Source organism: Myxococcus guangdongensis, assembly GCF_024198255.1.
Taxonomy (GTDB): Bacteria; Myxococcota; Myxococcia; order Myxococcales; family Myxococcaceae; genus Myxococcus; species Myxococcus guangdongensis.
In genome coordinates, this window is sequence record NZ_JAJVKW010000005.1 from 31,034 (window position 1) to 48,666 (window position 17,633).

Annotated in this window: 13 protein-coding genes; 6 read left to right on the forward strand and 7 right to left on the reverse strand. The window is 70.0% G+C overall.

Translation table 11 applies throughout. The features are described from left to right. Nucleotides 1–8: 8 nt before the first annotated feature. Complete coding sequence (locus LXT21_RS16680) at nt 9–1,274, reverse strand: hypothetical protein (RefSeq protein ID WP_254039136.1); 1,266 nt, start codon at nt 1,272–1,274, stop codon at nt 9–11. 927 nt (nt 1,275–2,201) lie between these two features. On the opposite strand from LXT21_RS16680, the gene LXT21_RS16685 reads away from it, so the two are divergent. The 5 genes from LXT21_RS16685 to purL all read left to right on the forward strand — a co-directional run bounded on the left by LXT21_RS16685 (nt 2,202) and on the right by purL (nt 11,117). Then, nucleotides 2,202–3,641: a hypothetical protein gene (locus LXT21_RS16685; RefSeq protein WP_254039137.1), complete on the forward strand. Its 1,440-nt coding sequence runs from the start codon at nt 2,202–2,204 to the stop codon at nt 3,639–3,641. A 39-nt stretch (nt 3,642–3,680) separates the two neighbouring features. Further along, nucleotides 3,681–4,520, forward strand: coding sequence for a metal-dependent hydrolase (locus tag LXT21_RS16690; RefSeq protein ID WP_254039138.1), 840 nt, complete (start codon nt 3,681–3,683; stop codon nt 4,518–4,520). An 11-nt stretch (nt 4,521–4,531) separates the two neighbouring features. Further along, nucleotides 4,532–5,791 carry a phospholipase C/P1 nuclease family protein gene (locus tag LXT21_RS16695; RefSeq protein WP_254039139.1) on the forward strand — a complete coding sequence of 420 codons (1,260 nt, stop codon included), beginning with the start codon at nt 4,532–4,534 and terminating at the stop codon, nt 5,789–5,791. A gap of 87 nt (nt 5,792–5,878) precedes the next feature. After that, nucleotides 5,879–7,042 (forward strand): NAD-dependent epimerase/dehydratase family protein, encoded by a 1,164-nt coding sequence (locus LXT21_RS16700; protein ID WP_254039140.1) that lies wholly within the window; start codon nt 5,879–5,881, stop codon nt 7,040–7,042. A gap of 163 nt (nt 7,043–7,205) precedes the next feature. Next, the gene (gene purL, locus LXT21_RS16705) at nt 7,206–11,117 is read left to right on the forward strand and encodes a phosphoribosylformylglycinamidine synthase (protein WP_254039141.1); all 3,912 of its coding nucleotides are present in this window, start codon (nt 7,206–7,208) and stop codon (nt 11,115–11,117) included. Between the two features lie 59 nt (nt 11,118–11,176). Here the strand turns inward: purL and msrB are convergent, their stop codons facing one another. Beyond that, a complete protein-coding gene (gene msrB / locus LXT21_RS16710) occupies nt 11,177–11,599 on the reverse strand; it encodes a peptide-methionine (R)-S-oxide reductase MsrB (RefSeq protein WP_046712614.1) in 423 nt (140 codons plus the stop codon). A gap of 211 nt (nt 11,600–11,810) precedes the next feature. Here msrB and LXT21_RS16715 point away from each other — a divergent pair, with 211 nt between their 5' ends. Then, entirely contained in the window at nt 11,811–12,227 is a 417-nt protein-coding gene (locus tag LXT21_RS16715; RefSeq protein WP_254039142.1) for a CBS domain-containing protein, read from the forward strand. 59 nt (nt 12,228–12,286) lie between these two features. Here LXT21_RS16715 and thrS read toward each other — a convergent pair whose 3' ends face one another. The 5 genes from thrS to LXT21_RS16740 form a co-directional block, all read right to left on the reverse strand. Then, complete coding sequence (gene thrS, locus LXT21_RS16720; protein WP_323394576.1) at nt 12,287–13,744, reverse strand: threonine--tRNA ligase; 1,458 nt, start codon at nt 13,742–13,744, stop codon at nt 12,287–12,289. Nucleotides 13,745–13,756: 12 nt separating this feature from the next. Further along, the gene (locus LXT21_RS16725; RefSeq protein ID WP_254039144.1) at nt 13,757–14,137 is read right to left on the reverse strand and encodes a hypothetical protein; all 381 of its coding nucleotides are present in this window, start codon (nt 14,135–14,137) and stop codon (nt 13,757–13,759) included. A gap of 125 nt (nt 14,138–14,262) precedes the next feature. After that, a complete protein-coding gene (locus tag LXT21_RS16730) occupies nt 14,263–14,529 on the reverse strand; it encodes a hypothetical protein (protein WP_254039145.1) in 267 nt (88 codons plus the stop codon). 155 nt (nt 14,530–14,684) lie between these two features. After that, nucleotides 14,685–16,544, reverse strand: coding sequence for an OPT/YSL family transporter (locus LXT21_RS16735; protein ID WP_254039146.1), 1,860 nt, complete (start codon nt 16,542–16,544; stop codon nt 14,685–14,687). A 51-nt stretch (nt 16,545–16,595) separates the two neighbouring features. Continuing rightward, the gene (locus tag LXT21_RS16740) at nt 16,596–17,615 is read right to left on the reverse strand and encodes a hypothetical protein (RefSeq protein ID WP_254039147.1); all 1,020 of its coding nucleotides are present in this window, start codon (nt 17,613–17,615) and stop codon (nt 16,596–16,598) included. Nucleotides 17,616–17,633 lie beyond the last annotated feature (18 nt).

Consider the following 17,633-nt stretch of genomic DNA (forward strand, 5'->3'; position numbering starts at 1 on the left):
ACGTGTGATTACGGCTGGCCGAGCAGCGCGCGGCAGCCCGCGTCGTTCATGTTCCAGTTCACGCGGCCCATCTCGAAGCCATCCATGAGGCAGGTGACGTTGAGGTTGGTCTTGACGGTGAAGTCCGTGGGGCCCGGGTTGTACTGGAGGTAGACGACCTCGTTGCGCTCCAGGATGAGCTTCTCGTAGTTGGCGCGCATGGTGAAGATGGAGTTGGTCTGGTTGGAGACCTGGCCGTTGACCGGCGTGGTGTAGCGGCGCACCTCGTTGAACAGCTCGTCCTGGAGGCGGGCCTGGACGGCGTTCACGACGTTGACGAAGTTGGCGTCACTGGGCGCCGTGGGGCCCCACTGGCCGTTGGTGCCGAGGTACTCGATGCGGACGCCGCACTGGTTCTCCGCGGAACACGTCACCAGGCGCTCGAAGAAGGCGCGAACCTCGATGTCCACGCAGGAGCTCAGGTGGAAGGCCGCGAAGGCGCTGGCCTGCTCGAACAGCGAGCGCCAGTTCACCGTGAAGCGCGCCTGACGGGTGAGGTTGTGCGTCTTGATGTCCCAGTCGATCTGCGCCGTCATGATGTTGTCCCACTGGGCGCCGGTGGCCATCAGCGCGCGCAGCTGCGGCGTCCAGCCGGGCAGGGTGGTCGCCTGGAAGGCGATGTCCTGCGCCACGACGCTGCCGCTGACGGCGGGCAGCGTGTTGAACTTGTACATCACGTTGGTGTTGATGTCGTACGGCTGGGACGGGTCCAGGTGCGTGAAGCACACGGGGACGCGCACCTCACGGCCGTTGACGACCATGATTTCGAAGTCACAGTCGACTTCCACGCGGCCGTTGAGGGGCGCGTAACCGGACAGCACGAACTGCGTGGTGGAGCGGTTGGCCGGCGCCGGGGCGATCTGGAAGCCCAGCGCGGCGGCCTCCGTGGACAGCCGGTTGAGCGCGCCCAGATCACTGGTGGTGGAGAACGAGCCACCCAGGTTCGCCAGCTCCAGGCCCGCGAAGTAGCCGAAGATGGGGATGAAGGAGGTGATCTGGAAGCGGGGGATGGGGTTGGTCGTCTGGGGCGACTGGACGGCCACGCCGCCGCGGCGCGGGACGTAATAGACGAGGTTGTTGTTGTCCGTGTCCCCCAGCAGGGTGAACGCGTCCTGCACCGTGGGGGAGAAATACTGCGACATCGGCTTGGCGGACGGAGACATCGGCGCCGCGAGCGCCTGCGTCGCGGTGAGCGAGAGCGCCGCGGCCGCGGTGGTAGCGAGAAGCTTCTTCATGGATTGGATTCCTTTTGCGTGGCGTGAGGAATAGAGGGCGCACCCGTCCCGTGCCCGCGTGCCATGGGCGCGCAAGCCGCGTGTTGGCGTCTCGGTCGCCCGCCCGTCACCGTGCGGGCACCGAAGCCGGTTCAAGTGCCGTGTGGCTGGATTCCCCCCCTTGTCCAGACGGGGTGCTTCCTCCTGGACGAACCCATCCTACCGATTGCGGGTGTGACTGCCAGTGTGAGTCTGGTTAAAGCGACTTTGTCGTTCAATGTTGTTTTGTCGGTGAAATCTAGTTTGATTTTGTTTGGGTTTCCCGAGGGGTCGGCGGGCGAGCGCGTCACGCGCGCGTGTCGCTTGTCGTTCTGATGCAAGTGCTTGGAGGAGTCGTCTGCGTGGAAACCGCACGGCGGCGTGCGTCGTGGGCTTCGGGGTGGGCGGCTGACACGCGTGCGCGATGCGACAGGGACGGCTCACGGATGTGTCACGGACCGCGCGCACGTGGCCTGGCGAGCGCGGCGTGGCGGCTGCTGGGCCTCCTTGGCAAGGACGTGGGACGGCGTCCGGAGGCGAGGCCCTCGCGCCGCTGGGAGTGGAAGTGTCCCGCCCCGCTGCGCCCGGCTGGAGACCGTGGGGGCGGCCCGCGCTGTGCGTGTGTCGACCTGGGACTCGGTGAGGTGCCGCTCGCGGTTCCCTGCGCGCGATGAAACGGGGCTGAGGGCGTGAGTCCTTCACCACCCGTACGAGTGAGGGGTGTGTCTCGACATGAAGACGTGCAACAGAATCCCGTTGGCGGGAAGTGTCCGGTACACTCCACGGCCAATGCAGTGGGTCACCTCACCGGTGCGCTTGCGCGGGACACGTGCCATGGACGGCTCTGGTTCCTTTCCTTCGTTCCCTGTTCACCGTGCCGGGGACACCCGCTCGCGCGTGCGGGAGTCGATGGCGCACAAGTTCCCGCACTTCGTGCCGGTGGCGCGTCAGGCGCTGTCCGTGCTGGTGGGGGCGTGCGACGGCTGGCAGCGCACCTTCCCGGCGAGCCAGGTGTCGGACGTGGTGCCGGAGCTGACGTCGTGGGAGCGCTTCCTCTCCACCGAGCCGCGCTCGCGCCGCATCATGATGACGGTGCAGCCGCTGGGCATCGACACCCGGGGCGGAGGGTGGGTGCCCGCGCTGCTGGTCCAGGTGGCCCGCTGGCACCTGGGCACGCGGGGACGTCGGCACAACCAGCCCACGGATGTCTGGCTGGCGGGGCTGGGGCGCATGGGCCTGGATGCCCGTCAGCGCGTCGCGGATGACGGCGTGCTCACCGTGGCCGTCACCGTGCCCGGGGGCGGCTTCCGGGTGGCCCGGCTCCCCCTGGTGGACGCGTCGCTCACGCCCGACACGGTGGCGGCGCTGCTGGAGGCGCGCGCGCCCTGCTCGCTCTCCGAGGCGCGCCGCGACGGGCTGCATCCCCAGGTGGTGGTGGATGCCGCGGGCCACGGCGACAGCGCCTGGACGTCGCACCTGCTGACGACCAGCGCCTGGCTGGGGGCGCGGGTGGAGCGGACCACGGGCTCCCTGGAGCTGGCGTTCGACCACCTGGTGATGGACGGCACGGCGATGATGGAGGTGTCGCGGGCGATTGCCTCCGCGCTGCCCCGCCTGCCCCAGGGCGGCGATGGGGGCGAGTGGCTCACGGGCCCCGAGGACCCCTCGCCGCTGTTGCGCGTGGCGCTGCCCGAGCAGCTCGACTTCCGCAACCTGGCGTGCGCGGTGCTGGGCGCGCTGGGGCGCTCTCACGGGGGGCTGCTGCGCACGGACAATCCGACGATGCTGGTGCCGGTGTTGCCGGACGGGCCCACGTCGGTGCCCCGGCCCTGGAGGCGCATCCGCATCGCGGTGATTCCGTCCCTCACGAGCGAGGGCCCGGTGACGCCCGCGCAGGTCTCCCACCTGCTCGAGCACACCCGCGCGGAGGGCGGCGTGCTGGAGGACATCTTCACCACGCTGTACTCGCCGTCGCTGCCCTGGTGGATGCCGTCGCTCACCACGCACGGCTTCGCCTACACGCCGGGACTCCGGCAGGTGGCCACCGCGCTGTGCGGCAACGCGCTCCTGTCGAAGATCACCCTCGAGGTGGAGGACGAGGCCGCGCTGGAGCGGCACACGCCCATCCACTTCAACACCATGCGGCCGCTGCCCGCCGTGGGTGGCGGGGTGGCCCTGTGCGTCACGGAGGTGCTCTGCGTGACGCGCAAAGGCGTGCGCAAGCGCTTCTTCGGCGCTATCGCTGGCAGCGGTCCCTTCACCGCCCGGGAGCGGCTCATCGCCTTCCGAACCGAGCTCGAGCGCGAATTCCCCCGAAGGGTGCGTTCCGTCACGCCCCCTTCCTTCTGACCCGCCGTCCCCCGCCGGCGCACGAGAATCCCCCCACTCATGGTCAATCCCCCCGAACCCGGTCGCATCATCCCGAGACCGCACCTGAAGTTTCACTTCGATGCCACCTTCCCCCGGGTCTGGCATCACAACGGCCTGGGCTCGACGCACCTGTGGAACGGTCTCAACCTGCTCTTCCCCCAGGGGGAGCGCTTCTTCGTGCGCAGCGTCAACCACTACCTGCCCGCGCTGGCCGACGCGCCGGAGCTGCGCGCGCAGGTGAAGGCGTTCTTCGCCCAGGAGGGCCAGCACGCCCGCGAGCACCAGGACTACATCGAGCTGCTGGAGTCACAGGGTTACGTCATCACCGGCTTCATGAAGGCGTACCAGCGCATCGTCTGGGGCTTCATCGACAAATCCTTCCCGCCGTCCCTGCGGCTGGCCATCACCGCCGCGCTGGAGCACTACACGGCCATCATGGGTGAGAACACGCTGACGCTCGGCGTGTTCGCGGACGGCCACCCCGCGATGCGCCAGCTCATCGAGTGGCACGCCGCCGAGGAGATCGAGCACAAGGCCGTGGCCTTCGACGTGCTGCGCAAGGTGGCGCCGGGCTACGGCCTGCGCGTGACGGGGATGCTCGCGGGCATCATCGCGCTGTACGGCCTGTGGTTCGCGGCCACCGTCACGCTGCTCAAGCAGGAGCCGGGGCTGGGGTGGGGTGGCATCTGGCGCGAGCTGCGGCGCGCGCACCAGAAGGACCCGGTGCTGGTGCGGGTGCTCTGGCGTGGGCTCAAGGAGTACCTGCGGCCGTCGTTCCACCCGCTCGACAACGACAACCTGCACATCGCGCGCGCCCACCTGGACACGCTCGACGTGCCCCGGGCGGAGGCCGCCTGAGCGGACGTGTCGTGGCACCCAGGCTCGCCGTCCTCTCGGTGTTGTTGGCGCCGATGGGGGCGGGGGCCTTCTGGGTGAAGGACCACGAAGCCCTGACGCGGGTCGCCATCGAGCGGGCGGCCCAGGCGTCGCCGGGCCTGGAGAAGCACCGTGACGCGGTGCTGCACGGGGCGACGGCGGAGGACCTCAATCTCCATGTGAAGTGGACGGGGTGGCACCACTACTTCCGGCCGGAGGGGAGGGTGGACTCGGGGCCGCGCGACGGCTCGGCGGCGCGGGTGCGCAAGCTGTGGGCGGAGGCGCTGGACGCGGCGCGTGGGGGAGACCTGGCGCGCGCGTGGGACAGGGCCGGACATCTGGCGCACCACATCCAGGATGTGGCCTCACCGCCGCACGTGGTGCCGGTGAGCCATGGCTTCGCGGACGGCTTCGAGGGCTGGGGCCTGCGCGACGTGCTGGAGCGGCTCCCCGCGCGCGAGGTGACGCCGATGTCCGGGCCCGACGCGCAGCTGGCGCTCGCGCGGGAGACCCTGGAGGTGGTGCGCACCCAATCGCTGCGCGCCGAGGACGGGACGCAAGTCCCCTGGCGCGAGTTCTGGGTGGAGCCCGACGCGGGGTCGATGGGTGCGTTCGGTGTCTACGGCGCGTCTGGGAATGTCTTTGGACAGGCGCGCGGTGTCTCGGCGGAAGTGTTTGATGTGTTCATGGCGGACCGGGCCGCCGCGGCGATTGTCTATACCCAGTCATTCCTCACCTGGGCGGCCGAGCGCTTCCAGGAGGTCGCCGAGCCTGGCGCCGTCTGGGTTTCGACCGGCGACTACAGCCCCGCGCCGGAGCTGTCCTTCCAGTTGCTGGGCGGGATGACGCGAGACGCGCGGGGCGATTCCCCTGTCGCCGGGCTCCGCGCGGGGCTGCCGCTTCCGTATGCGTCGCGGTGGTCCTTCGAGTGGATGCGCGGCGTGGGGCTGGGACGTCGTCCCATGGCGACGGGAGGCTTCAGCCTGTCGCTGTCGTCGCCGCCCTTGTGGGCGTGGCGGCCGACGTACCCGGTGGGCGTGGACGTGCGGGCCTCGCTGGGGGCAGGCGTGTTCTCGTGGGAGGGGGGCTCGCGCTTCGGGGTGCCCGTGGGCCTGCGGGCCCAGGCGGCGCTGGGCGCGTTGTTCGTGGCGAGCGCGGAGGCGCGCTACCAGGGCTTGCGGCCGTTCACCGGCGACTGGACCCATGGGTTCGTGTGGACACTGGGCGTGGGCGTGGCGCTGGGAGACCGCTGACCCGACGCGGGCTCGGGAATGAAACAGACGGGCTGGCGTTGTCCGGCGCGTCCCCCCGAGCACACCACGGCCCCTGGAGCCGTTGTCATGAAGACCTCGCGTAGGAAGTTCCTGGTGTATTCCGCCACGGGTGCGTCGTTGCTCGCGCTCGGGCCCGAGTCGTTGGCCGCGCCGAAGAAGGTGGCGAAGAAGCGCATCCTCATCCTGGGCGGCACGGGCTTCCTCGGGCCCGCCGTGGTGGAGGCCGCGCGGGTGCGAGGCCATTCGCTGACACTCTTCAACCGCGGCAAGACGCGCCCGGAGCTCTTCCCCGACGTGGAGAAGCTGCGCGGCGACAGGGACCCCGACAAGGACGAGGGCCTGAAGGCGCTGAAGGGCCGCAAGTGGGACGCGGTGGTGGACACGTCGGGTTACTACCCGCGCATGGTCCGCGCGTCGGCGGCGCTGCTGGCGCCGAACGTGAAACAGTATGTCTTCATCTCCAGCGTCTCCGCCTACGCCAGCGACAAGACGGCGGGCGAGGACGAGCGCGGCCCCACCGCGACGCTCGCGGACCCCAACGTGGAGACGATGGGCAAGGACTACGAGTTCTACGGCGGGCTCAAGCGCGCGTGCGAGGAGGCCGCCGAGGCGGCGCTGCCGGGGCGCGTGGCGAACATCCGTCCGGGCTACATCGTCGGGCCGGATGACCGCTCGGACCGCTTCACGTACTGGCCGGTGCGCTTCGACCAGGGCGGGGAGATGCTGGCCCCCGGCACGCCGAAGGACCCGCTGCAAATCATCGACGTGCGCGACCTGGCCGAGTGGCTGGTGTTGCTCATCGAGGGCCAGGTGAACGGCGTCTTCAACGCGGTGGGCCCCTCGGAGGCGTGGTCGATGGGCGCGATGCTCGACACCTGTCGGAAGGTGACGGGCAAGGACACGAAGGTGACGTGGGTGCCCGCGGAGTTCCTGGAGAAGCAGGGCGAGACGGGCGACGTGAGGCTCCCCATCTACATGCCGCCCACCGGCGCCAGCGCGGGCACGCACCTGCGCTCCAACGCGAAGGCGGTGAAGGCCGGGCTCAAGTTCCGCCCCGTGGACGTCACCGTCCGCGACACGCTGGCGTACTTCAAGGGCCTGCCGCAGGAGCGCCGCGACAAGCCGCGCGCGGGCCTGCCACGGGAGCGTGAAGCGGAGCTGCTCGCGCTGTGGCGCAAGGCCCAGGAGGAGGCGAAGCCCGTGCCCGCCGCTTCCGGCAAGGGCGGGTAATTCCGGCTCTCCTACGTGCCGCGCCAGCGCTGACGTGTGAGGGGCACCCACCGTGCCCCCTGTCCGTCCGGGCAGCGAGCGGGCTGGCATGAAGTCTGTGCTCGCCCTCGCGACACACGGTGATAAGGACGCCCCGGCTGTTACCCAGGGCCTACCCTTTCCCATGTCCAGCATGCACTTCCTGCGCGGCGCTCCCGTCCTCTCCGAATTCCGGCTCGCCAAGCTGCTCGCTCAGTGCCGCGAGCAGGTGCCATCCGTGTCCTCCGTCTACGCGGAGCACGTGCACTTCCTCGACGCCCCGGAGCCCCTGTCTGGCGACGAGCAGGCGATGCTCGGCCAGCTCCTCGAATACGGCCCGAGGGTCCCCTCGGGCGAGCGCGCGGGCAGCCTGCTGCTCGTCGTGCCGCGTCCGGGCACCATCTCGCCCTGGTCCTCGAAGGCGACGGACATCGTCCACAACTGCGGCCTGGGCGCGAAGGTGCGCCGCCTGGAGCGCGGCCTCGCGTACTTCGTGGCGGGTCCCCAGGGACGTCCGCTGGAGCGCGAGCAGGTGGAGGCGCTCGCGCCGGTGCTGCACGACCGGATGACGCAGGCGGTGCTCACGCGGATGGAGGACGCGGCCGTCCTGTTCTCCACGCACGAGCCCCGGCCGCTCACCACGGTGGACATCCTGGGCGGCGGGCGAGGGGCGTTGGACCGCGCCAACCGTGAGCTGGGGCTGGCGCTCGCGGACGATGAAATCGACTACCTGGTGGCGCGCTTCACGGAGCTTTCGCGCAACCCCACCGACGTCGAGTTGATGATGTTCGCGCAGGCCAACAGCGAGCACTGCCGGCACAAGATCTTCAACGCCAGCTGGACGCTGGACGGCAAGCCGCAGGAGCGCTCGCTCTTCCAGGCCATCAAGAACACCTACGCCCAGCACAAGGAAGGCGTGCTGTCCGCCTACAAGGACAACGCGGCCGTCATCGAGGGCTTCACGGTGGACCGCTTCTTCCCGGACGCGGACACGGGCGAGTGGGGCACGGTGCGCGAGCCGTCCCACATCATGGTGAAGGTGGAGACGCACAATCACCCGACGGCGATTTCGCCGTACCCTGGCGCGGCCACCGGCGCGGGCGGAGAGATTCGCGACGAGGGCGCCACCGGTCGCGGCGCGAAGCCGAAGGCGGGCCTGACGGGCTTCACCGTCAGCCACCTGCGCATCCCCGGCCACGAGCGGCCGTGGGAGCAGCCCTACGGCAAGCCGGACCGCATCGTCTCCGCGTTGGACATCATGATCGACGGTCCGCTGGGCGGGGCCGCGTTCAACAACGAGTTCGGCCGTCCCAACCTCGCGGGCTACTTCCGCAGCTTCGAGGCGCAGGTGTCCACGCCCGAGGGCGTGGAGGTGCGCGGCTACCACAAGCCCATCATGATCGCCGGCGGACTGGGCAACATCCGCGCCGAGCACGTGAAGAAGGGCCAGCTGCAGCCCGGTGACAAGCTCATCGTCCTCGGCGGTCCGGCCATGCTCATCGGCCTGGGCGGCGGCGCGGCGTCCTCCATGGCGCAGGGCGCGAGCGCGGCGGACCTCGACTTCGCCTCCGTGCAGCGTGACAACGCGGAGATGGAGCGGCGCTGCCAGCAGGTCATCGACCAGTGCTGCGCGCTGGGCGAGAAGAACCCCATCCGCTCCATCCACGACGTGGGCGCCGGCGGCCTGTCCAACGCGCTGCCGGAGCTGGCGCACGACAATGCGCTGGGCGGGAATCTCCAGCTGCGCGCGGTGCCCAACGCGGAGCCGGGCATGTCGCCGCTCGAAATCTGGTGCAACGAGGCCCAGGAGCGCTACGTGCTGGGCGTGGCGCCCGAGGACCTGGCGCGCTTCACCGCGTTCTGCGAGCGCGAGCGCGCGCCTTTCTCCGTGCTGGGCGAGGCGACCCAGGCCCAGGTGCTGAAGCTGTCCGACGAGCGGCTGGGCGCGCAGCCCATCGACCTGCCGATGGACGTGCTGTTCGGCAAGGCGCCGCGCATGCACCGCGACGCGACGACGCGCGCGGTGGAGCACGCTCCGCTGTCGCTGCCCTCGGACTTGAAGTCCCTGGCCGAGCGCGTGCTGAGCCACCCGACGGTGGCGGACAAGTCGTTCCTCATCACCATCGGCGACCGCTCGGTGTCGGGCCAGGTGGCGAGAGACCAGATGGTCGGTCCATGGCAGGTGCCGGTGGCGGACTGCGCGGTGACGCTGTCCTCGGTGACGAGCACCACGGGCGAGGCGATGTCCATGGGCGAGCGCACGCCGCTGGCCGTGGTGGACGCGGCGGCCTCCGCGCGCATGGCGGTGGGCGAGGCGCTCACCAACATCGCCGCGGCCCGCATCGGCAAGCTGTCCGACGTGAAGCTCTCCGCGAACTGGATGGCGGCGGCGGGCAGCCCCGGTGAGGACGCGCAGCTCTACGCCGCGGTGAACGCGGTGGGCATGGAGCTGTGCCCGGCGCTGGGGCTCACCATCCCCGTGGGCAAGGACTCCATGTCCATGCGCACGGTGTGGCAGGACGGCGGCGAGAAGAAGACCGTGACGTCCCCGGTGTCGCTCATCATCTCGGCCTTCGCGCCGGTGCTGGACGTGCGCAAGTCGCTCACGCCGCAGCTGGTGGACGTGGAGCTGGACACGCGGCTGGTCTTCGTGGACCTGGCGCGTGGCCGGCAGCGGCTGGGTGGCTCCATCCTCGCGCAGACGCACGCGCAGGTGGGCCCCGAGGTCCCCGACGTGGAGGACCCCGCGCTGCTCGCCGGCTTCTTCTCCGCGGTGCAGGCGCTGAGCTCCGAGGGGCGGCTGCTCGCCTATCACGACCGCTCCGACGGTGGCCTGTGGGCCACGCTGTGCGAGATGGCCTTCGCGGGCCGCTGCGGCGTGGACGTGGACCTCTCGAAGCTGGGGAGTGACGCGGTGGCGGCGCTCTTCAACGAGGAGCTGGGCGCGGTGATGCAGGTGCGCGCCGGGGACGTGGCGCGCGTGTGTGAGGTGCTCGAGCAGCACGGCCTGGGCGTGCACTGCCACGAGCTGGGCCGGCCCACGTCGAAGCTGGAGGTCCGGGTCCGGCACGCAGGCCAGGTGCTCCTGTCCGCGGGCACCATGGACCTGCGCCGCATCTGGTCGCGCGTCAGCTACGAGCTGCAGAAGCTGCGCGACAACCCGCTGTGCGCGGAGCAGGAGTACGCGGCCAAGTGCGACGCGTCCAACCCGGGCCTGTCGCCGCTCCTGACGTTCGACGTGGCCAAGGACGTGGCCGCGCCCTTCGTGGGCAAGGGCGCGCGTCCTCGCGTGGCGGTGCTGCGAGAGCAGGGCGTCAACAGCCAGCAGGAGATGGCGGCGGCGTTCACCCGCGCGGGCTTCCTGGCGGTGGACGTGCACATGAGCGACATCCTCGCGGGCCGCGTGTCGCTGAAGGACTTCCACGGCGTGCTGGCGTGCGGCGGTTTCTCCTACGGAGACGTGCTGGGCGCCGGTGGCGGCTGGGCCAAGTCCATCCTGTTCAACCCGCGCGCCCGCGACGAGTTCGCTGGCTTCTTCGCGCGTCCGGACAGCTTCGGCCTGGGAGTCTGCAACGGCTGCCAGATGATGTCCGGGCTCAAGGACATCATCCCCGGCGCGGAGCACTTCCCGCGCTTCGTGCGCAACGCCTCGGAGCAGTACGAGGCGCGGCTGGGGCTGGTGGAGATTTCCCGCACGCCGTCGCTGTTCTACCAGGGCATGGAGGGCAGCCGGATGCTCATCGCGGTGGCGCACGGCGAGGGCCGCGCGGAGTTCGCTGACGACGCGGCGGCCGCGCGCGTCAACGGCTCGGGCTTCATCACCACGCGCTGGGTGGACAACCACGGTCAGGTGGCGGCGACGTACCCGGCCAACCCGAACGGCTCGCCGCACGGAATCTCGGGTGTCACCACGCGGGATGGCCGCTTCACCGTGACGATGCCGCACCCCGAGCGCGTCCACCGGCTGGTGCAGCACTCGTGGCGGCCCCGCGAATGGACGGGCGATGACGGCCCGTGGATGCGCATGTTCCGCAACGCGCGCGCCTGGCTGGGCTGATGCGTTGCTGGATGGACCCGGCTCGATGACTCGAGCCGGGGTGCCTCGGTACCGCGTCGCTACGCCCGGACCAGCTCCAGCGGCTGGCCCTCGGGCACGTGCTTCATCGCCACCGAGTTCATGCAGTATCGCAGGCCGGTGGGCGGCGGGCCGTCGGGGAAGACGTGCCCCAGGTGGCCGTCGCAGCGGGCACAGCGCACCTCGGTGCGGACCATCCCGTACGAGCGGTCATCGATTTGCGTCACCGAGTCCGGCCCCACCGCCTGGGTGAAGGACGGCCAACCGGTGCCCGACTCGAACTTGGTGCCCGATTTGAACAGCGGGTTGCCACAGCCGGCGCACACATAGGTGCCCGGCGTCTTCGTCCCCAGGAAGCAGCCCGAGCCCGGACGCTCCGTGCCGTGCCTGCGCAGGACGTCGTACTCCTCGGGCGTCAGGCGCTCGCGCCACTGCGCATCGCTGAGGGTGAGCTTGTCGACCATGCCGTCACGCTCCTTTGCCCGGGTCCACGCCCGGGAGCTTCAGTCAGATGCGCATCCTGCCCAATCGTCGCGCTCGCTGGCCAACCTGGAATGACGGCGGCCGCGTGCCCGCCCGCCCCACCGCCGGGCCCGGGTGCTCCCCAGTCGGACGCCACCGTCGACCCCATGCTTGAGGACGCAGTCCTACCCTCAACCCGTCAGCGGAGGCGCCATGCGGATTTTCGAGCTGATGACCCGGAACGTGGAGACCATCGAGGCGGACGAGCCGCTGCGAGTCGCCGCCCTGCGGATGCGCGAATGCAACATCGGCGCGCTGCCCGTCACCGAGGCCGGACAACTGGTGGGCATGCTGACGGACCGCGACATCACCGTGCGCTCCACGGCCCTGGGCCAGGACCCCAACACCACACAGGTCCGCGAGGTGATGACCACGGCCCTCATCACCTGCGAACCCGACGCGGGGCTCGACGTGGCCGAGCAGATGATGGAGGACAAGATGGTGCGCCGGCTCGTCGTGGTGGACGAGGCCCGTCGCCCGCTGGGCATCCTGAGCCTGGATGACCTGGCCACCGTGCCCGCGGAGGTGCTGCGCGCCGGCGCGGTGCTGGAGCACCTGCAACACGCGTAGCCGTGTCCGAAAACCGAGGGGCGCGAGGAGAGGACTCCCACGCGCCCCTCGGGGCTTCATCATGCAGGGGCGCCGGGGACACACGCGGACACCAGCTCCGCGAGGCCCGCGTCCCACGACACGTCCCGCTGGGCGCCATCCCGCTGTCGCAGCCGCAGGCCCTTCGCCTGCACCTCGCGCGCGCCCACCACCACGAGCCAGGGCACTCCTCCCTGGTGCGAGTCCAGCACCTTGCGCGACAGCGACTCCGCTCGCGCGTCCACGCGGACGCGGCAGCCCGCCCGTCGCAGGCTGAAGGCGACATCGCGCGCGTACTCCTGCGCGGCGTCACCCACGGGCGCCACCACCACCTGCTCGGGCGCGAGCCACGCGGGCAGCGCGCCCTGGTGGTGCTCGAGCAGCACGCCGATGAACCGCTCCAGGCTCCCCAGGAGCGCGCGGTGAAGCATCACCGGACGGACCCGCATGCCTTGGGAGTCCTGGTAGCGCAGGTCGAAGCGCTCGGGCAGGACCAGGTCGAGTTGAATCGTCCCGCACTGCCACTCGCGCCCCAGCCTGTCTTTCAGGACGAACTCCAGCTTGGGGCCGTAGAAGGCTCCCTGGCCCGGCTGGTCTTTGCATTCCAGGCCCGCCTGTTTCGCCGCGTCCGCCAGCCAGGACTCGGCCTGGTCCCAGACGGCGTCGCTCCCCGCACGGGAAGCGGGCCGCCCGGAGAAGGCCACCTGGACGTCGTGGAAGCCCAAGCCCGCATAGAACTCGCGCAGCGAGCGCACGAAGTTCACGACTTCCTCCACGACCTGTTCGGGGGCACAGAAGATGTGCCCGTCGTCCTGCGTGAACTGGCGCAGCCGGAACAGGCCATGCAACGCGCCACCCGGCTCGCTGCGGTGCACCAGTCCGAACTCACTCAGGCGCAGGGGCAGGTCGCGGTAGCTGAGGGACATGCGCTGCACGAGCTCGATGTGGCCCGGGCAGCTCACCGGCTTGAGCGCGAGCGCGCGCCCGCCGTCCTCCACCAGGTACATGTTCTCGCGGAAGTTCTCCCAGTGGCCGCTGCGCTCCCACAGGGGCTGCGCGTAGAGCTGCGGCGTACGGACTTCGAGGTAGCCCTCGCGCTGCATGCGCTGGCGGATGTGCTCCTCCAGCAGGCGGAACAACAAGAGGCCTCGGGGGTGCCAGAAGACCATTCCGGCGGCCTCCTCCTGCAGGTGGAAGAGGTCCAGGCGTTGGCCGAGGGCGCGGTGGTCGTTTTCGTCGAGCATTGCTTCGTCTCCGGTACGGAAGGTTGGGAATGCCTTGCCGGTCGGAGCGCTGAGCGAACACACGGTTGCCCCGGCCGGTGAAGGCGGGGCGAGGAACCGTGCGGTCGTCAGCTCACATCGCGACGCGCACCGCTCCACACCTCGCCGTAGCGAGTCGTGGTGCGGGTGGTCGTGATGACGTTGACGAAGCTCACGCCTTACAAAATGCAGGCAGGTCTGGAAATTGTCAACCAGACCCGCCGGGCAACCCCTCACGGGGTGGGTGGCTCAGCAGCTGTAGCGGCCGGCGATGCAGGCACAAGAGCCCGCGACGTCGCCACGGCAGCACGGCTGCGTGCCGCTCCGGCAGGGCTGTCCATTCATCGCCGCGCAGGAGCGATAGTCGCCCGGACACACCGCGGGCGGGCAGAGCTTCCTGACCCCGTCACACGTCACGCTCCTGCCTTCGACGGTGCTGCAGGTGTTCCCCGTGCAGGAGATGAACGTCCCGCCCGGGCAGTCCGTCCTGCAGGTGACGAGCTCCTGGGTGCTTTGCTCCAGCTCGATGTCCGCCGGGCCTTCATCGACTTGCACCTCGAGCGTCTCGCCACCACAGGCCATCAACGAGACACCGAGGATTGCCACCAGCATCACGAACGCGCGCTTCATGGGAACTCCCGCGGAAGGACGACATGGAACCGCCTGCGACCCCTGTGGGTTGTTTCCATGTTTTCCCATGAGAGCTTGTATTTGCGTGAGGGGTGACGTGCCGCGAAGTGCTCGCGAGCCGACGTCTACAGGCAGAGGTAGCGTTTCGTCTGGGGGTTGCAGGCGCACCAGAGGAGGAAATCTCCATCGCAGCAGTCCACCCTGCGCACGCAGCCCTGGCCCTCATAGGTGGAGCACTGGGGGAGGCCCCCCGGACAGGTGACGAGCTCCTGGGAGGCTTCCTGCGCGGGCTCGGTGGAGACGAACTCCCCGTCCGCCTCGGACGCGGCGCCACCGCAGCCCCACCACGTCATGCTGAACAACGACACACACAACACGAAGACACGCTTCATGGGACTCCCTCGAATCGGGTTCACGGGCTCCGGCCGCACCGTGCGAGGGACTGTGTCATGTTCACTTTGAGTGCGTCAGGAATGAGCCCCTCCCGCAACTGTCAAGTCACGGGGAGCCGGGAGCGTCGCGCGCCCCGGCTCCGTCGCCTTTCGACTCACGCCAGCAGCGACGCGAGGCCAATCAGTCCGGCGATGAGGAAGAAGAGCGACTCGCCGGCGATGAGGCCGCCGCCCACCAGGGACATGGTGCTCATGTCCTCGGGGAGCGCCTCGCCCTGGCCGGGGCTGCCCGCGGAGGCTGGGGCGCGCTTCTGCGTGACGGTGTTCCACACGGACGCGATGACGCCGCCCGCGCCGAACCACAGCGCCACCGGGAAGGCCACGAAGCCGCCGAAGGAGGACGCATAGGGGCTGGCCAGCAGCAGCGAGTCCATGGTCCAGCCCACCGCGAAGCCCGCGCGCGAGCCCTTGATGTAGCGCTGGTAGGCCTGATTGGCGTGCAGCACCTTGCGCAGCACCTGGATGCCGAAGCCCAGCCCCAGGCCGAGCAGCATCGCCTTCACCTTGGTCTCCGACAGCGAGCCCAAGTCCCGGATGGCGCCCACCAGCTTGTATGTCATCGCCGAGCCCCACTGGCCCACCTCGGCGTTGGGGTTGTCGAGCTGGTTGATGGCGAGCGCGGGGTAGGCCGTCATGAACACGCGGGCCAGGCCCACGCACAGCAGCGCGCCCATGATGACGCCCATCACCTGGTAGCGGAACTGGATGACGCGGTTGGTGCCCAGGCGCCACCCGGTGGAGCGGTCCTGCTGCATGTCGCAGCCCACGGAGGTGGAGATGAGCAGGATGGTCGCGGCCATCAGCGCCACCAGCGGGTTCTTCAGGCCCAGCAGCGACATCATCATGATGGAGATGACGAACGCGCTGGAGATGGGGTTCTGGTCGGTGATGCCGTAGGAGATGCCGTTGATGAGCACGAACAGGAGCGCCAGCGCGAGGCCGAACAGCAGCCAGCCCAGGGGCTGACCCAGCACCGCCGTGCCGACCACCAGCGTCGCCGCGCCCCAACCGAAGACCCAGGCCATGAGCCGGGGCAGGTTGACCTTCTTCCAGGCGGGCTCCTCGTCCTTCGGCGCGTCGGCCTGGGCCTTCACGCGCGCCACGGCTTGCACCGCGAGCAGCGACAGGTCCACCACCGCGGCGCCGCAGATCATCGCCAGGCCGATGAGGAAGCCAATCTTGCGGAACGGGTCCTCGGGGCCGAGCCAGCCCATTTCACGCAGGTGCGGCACCTGCCATGCGCCGATGACGGCCATCACCACCGCGGGGACGGTGATGCGGCTGCCGACGATCATGCCCGCGCCCAGGGTGGCGGCGCTGGTGCCGAGGGCGGCCACGACGGCGATCTTCTCGGTCATCCACGCGGCGATGGCGCCCAGGAGCGTGCCTCCGCCCAGCTTGGAGATGGAGGCCTTGAGCAGGCGCTTGTCCGTCAGCGCGCGCAGGATGTTGGCCACGGCGAAGCCCGACGGGTAGTCGAGCTGCAGCCGGTCCACGAGCAGCGGCGTGTAGAGCATGCCCACGCCCACGGCGAACATGCCCACGCAGCCGACGAAGAGCATCAGGTGCCAGGCGGGCGGCATCTCCATGCCCAGCCACACCATGGCCTGGATGAGCACGGACATGGCGCACAGCGAGGCCACCGACGCGGCCATCGTCTGCATGTAGTTGGCGCCGTGCTTGCCTTCCGCGCCGTAGCCGTACGTGACGGCGCTGCCGAGGATGCCGGCGAGCACCTGACCTCCGACGAAGAAGCCCACGCTGAAGTTCATGTACGAGGCTGCGATGCCCCCCAGGGGCCCGAGGATGAACAGGGCCACGGCGCTCAGCAGCAGGTGGTACTTCCAGGTCCCCACGGGAGGCAGCCAGCCGAAGCGCGGCTGGACGTTCTCGGGGTCGGGGGGCGTCGAGGAGGAGGGCTCCGAGTGAGGGAGCGGTTGGACGGGAGATGCCATTGAGCCGGGAGGCTACTGGCGTTCCACGCCGCTGTCACAACCCGGGACGTTTCATCGCCCATTCAGGAAGGGGAGCGCTCGCAGGGCGGCGCGAAGCCGGGCTCGCTCCTTCCAGAGTTGGAGGCCGTGGAAGACGGCCAGGGCCACGAGGCAGGCGATGCCGAGCATGACGTAGCGGCGGATGAGGTCTCCCTCGGACCAGCCGTGGTCCTCGACCAGTCGGCTCGGGTCGCTCAGGCCGACGCCCTCCATGCGGCCGAAGGGAATCTCCTCGGCGTTCGTGCGCGCGCGCCACCAGGTGTGGAAGCCATCCCAGAAGGCCAGCGCGCCGATGAAGACGAAGCCCCAGCGCAGGCCCCGCGAGTGGAGGTGGCCGCCGGGCCGCGCGTGGAAGGACGCGACCAGGAGCGTGCCGAGGATCAGCATCCCCGCGTCTCCGCCGAAGATGATGAACACCTCGGTGCGCCACAAGGGGATGCCCAGCGTGCAGACGGCCTGGATTGCGAGCAACCCCGCGCTCCAGGCCACCCAGTCCCAGCGGCGCAGCTTCCATCCGCGCCACGCCCAGAAGCCGAGGGCGCTCGCGAGCATCGCCGCCAGCGAGTACCACCGCTCGGAGCCCGTGGGTGTGACCCAGGGGGCGGGGATGGCTGGGATGCCGCACAGCCATGCGGTGACCGCGTGCCCCACCTCGTGGACGTACATGGTGAGCAGTCGCACGATGAAGCGCGCGGAGCCGGTGGCGACCAGGTAGCCCACCAGCAATGCGAAGGGCACGACGACGAGGCGCAGGCGCAGCTCGTGGACCGCGTCCTCTTCGCCCGCGTCGAGTGACGGCGTGCTTGGGGGCAGCACCTCCGAACTCAGGTCCGGGGGCGCGAGCCACGCGGGGTCGACCTCGAAGGGCGCGGGGGCCTGCTCGGCGGCCTCGCGCTGGGCGCGCTCCTCCTCGGCCTTGCGCGCGGCACGAGCATCGGCGCGGGCGTAGATGATGCCGCAGCGAGGACACTCGGCCCCCTGCACGCGGGGCGCCTGACAGCCGGGGCAGGTGAGGGCGGACGCGGGGCGCACGAAAGTGGAGCCTAAAGC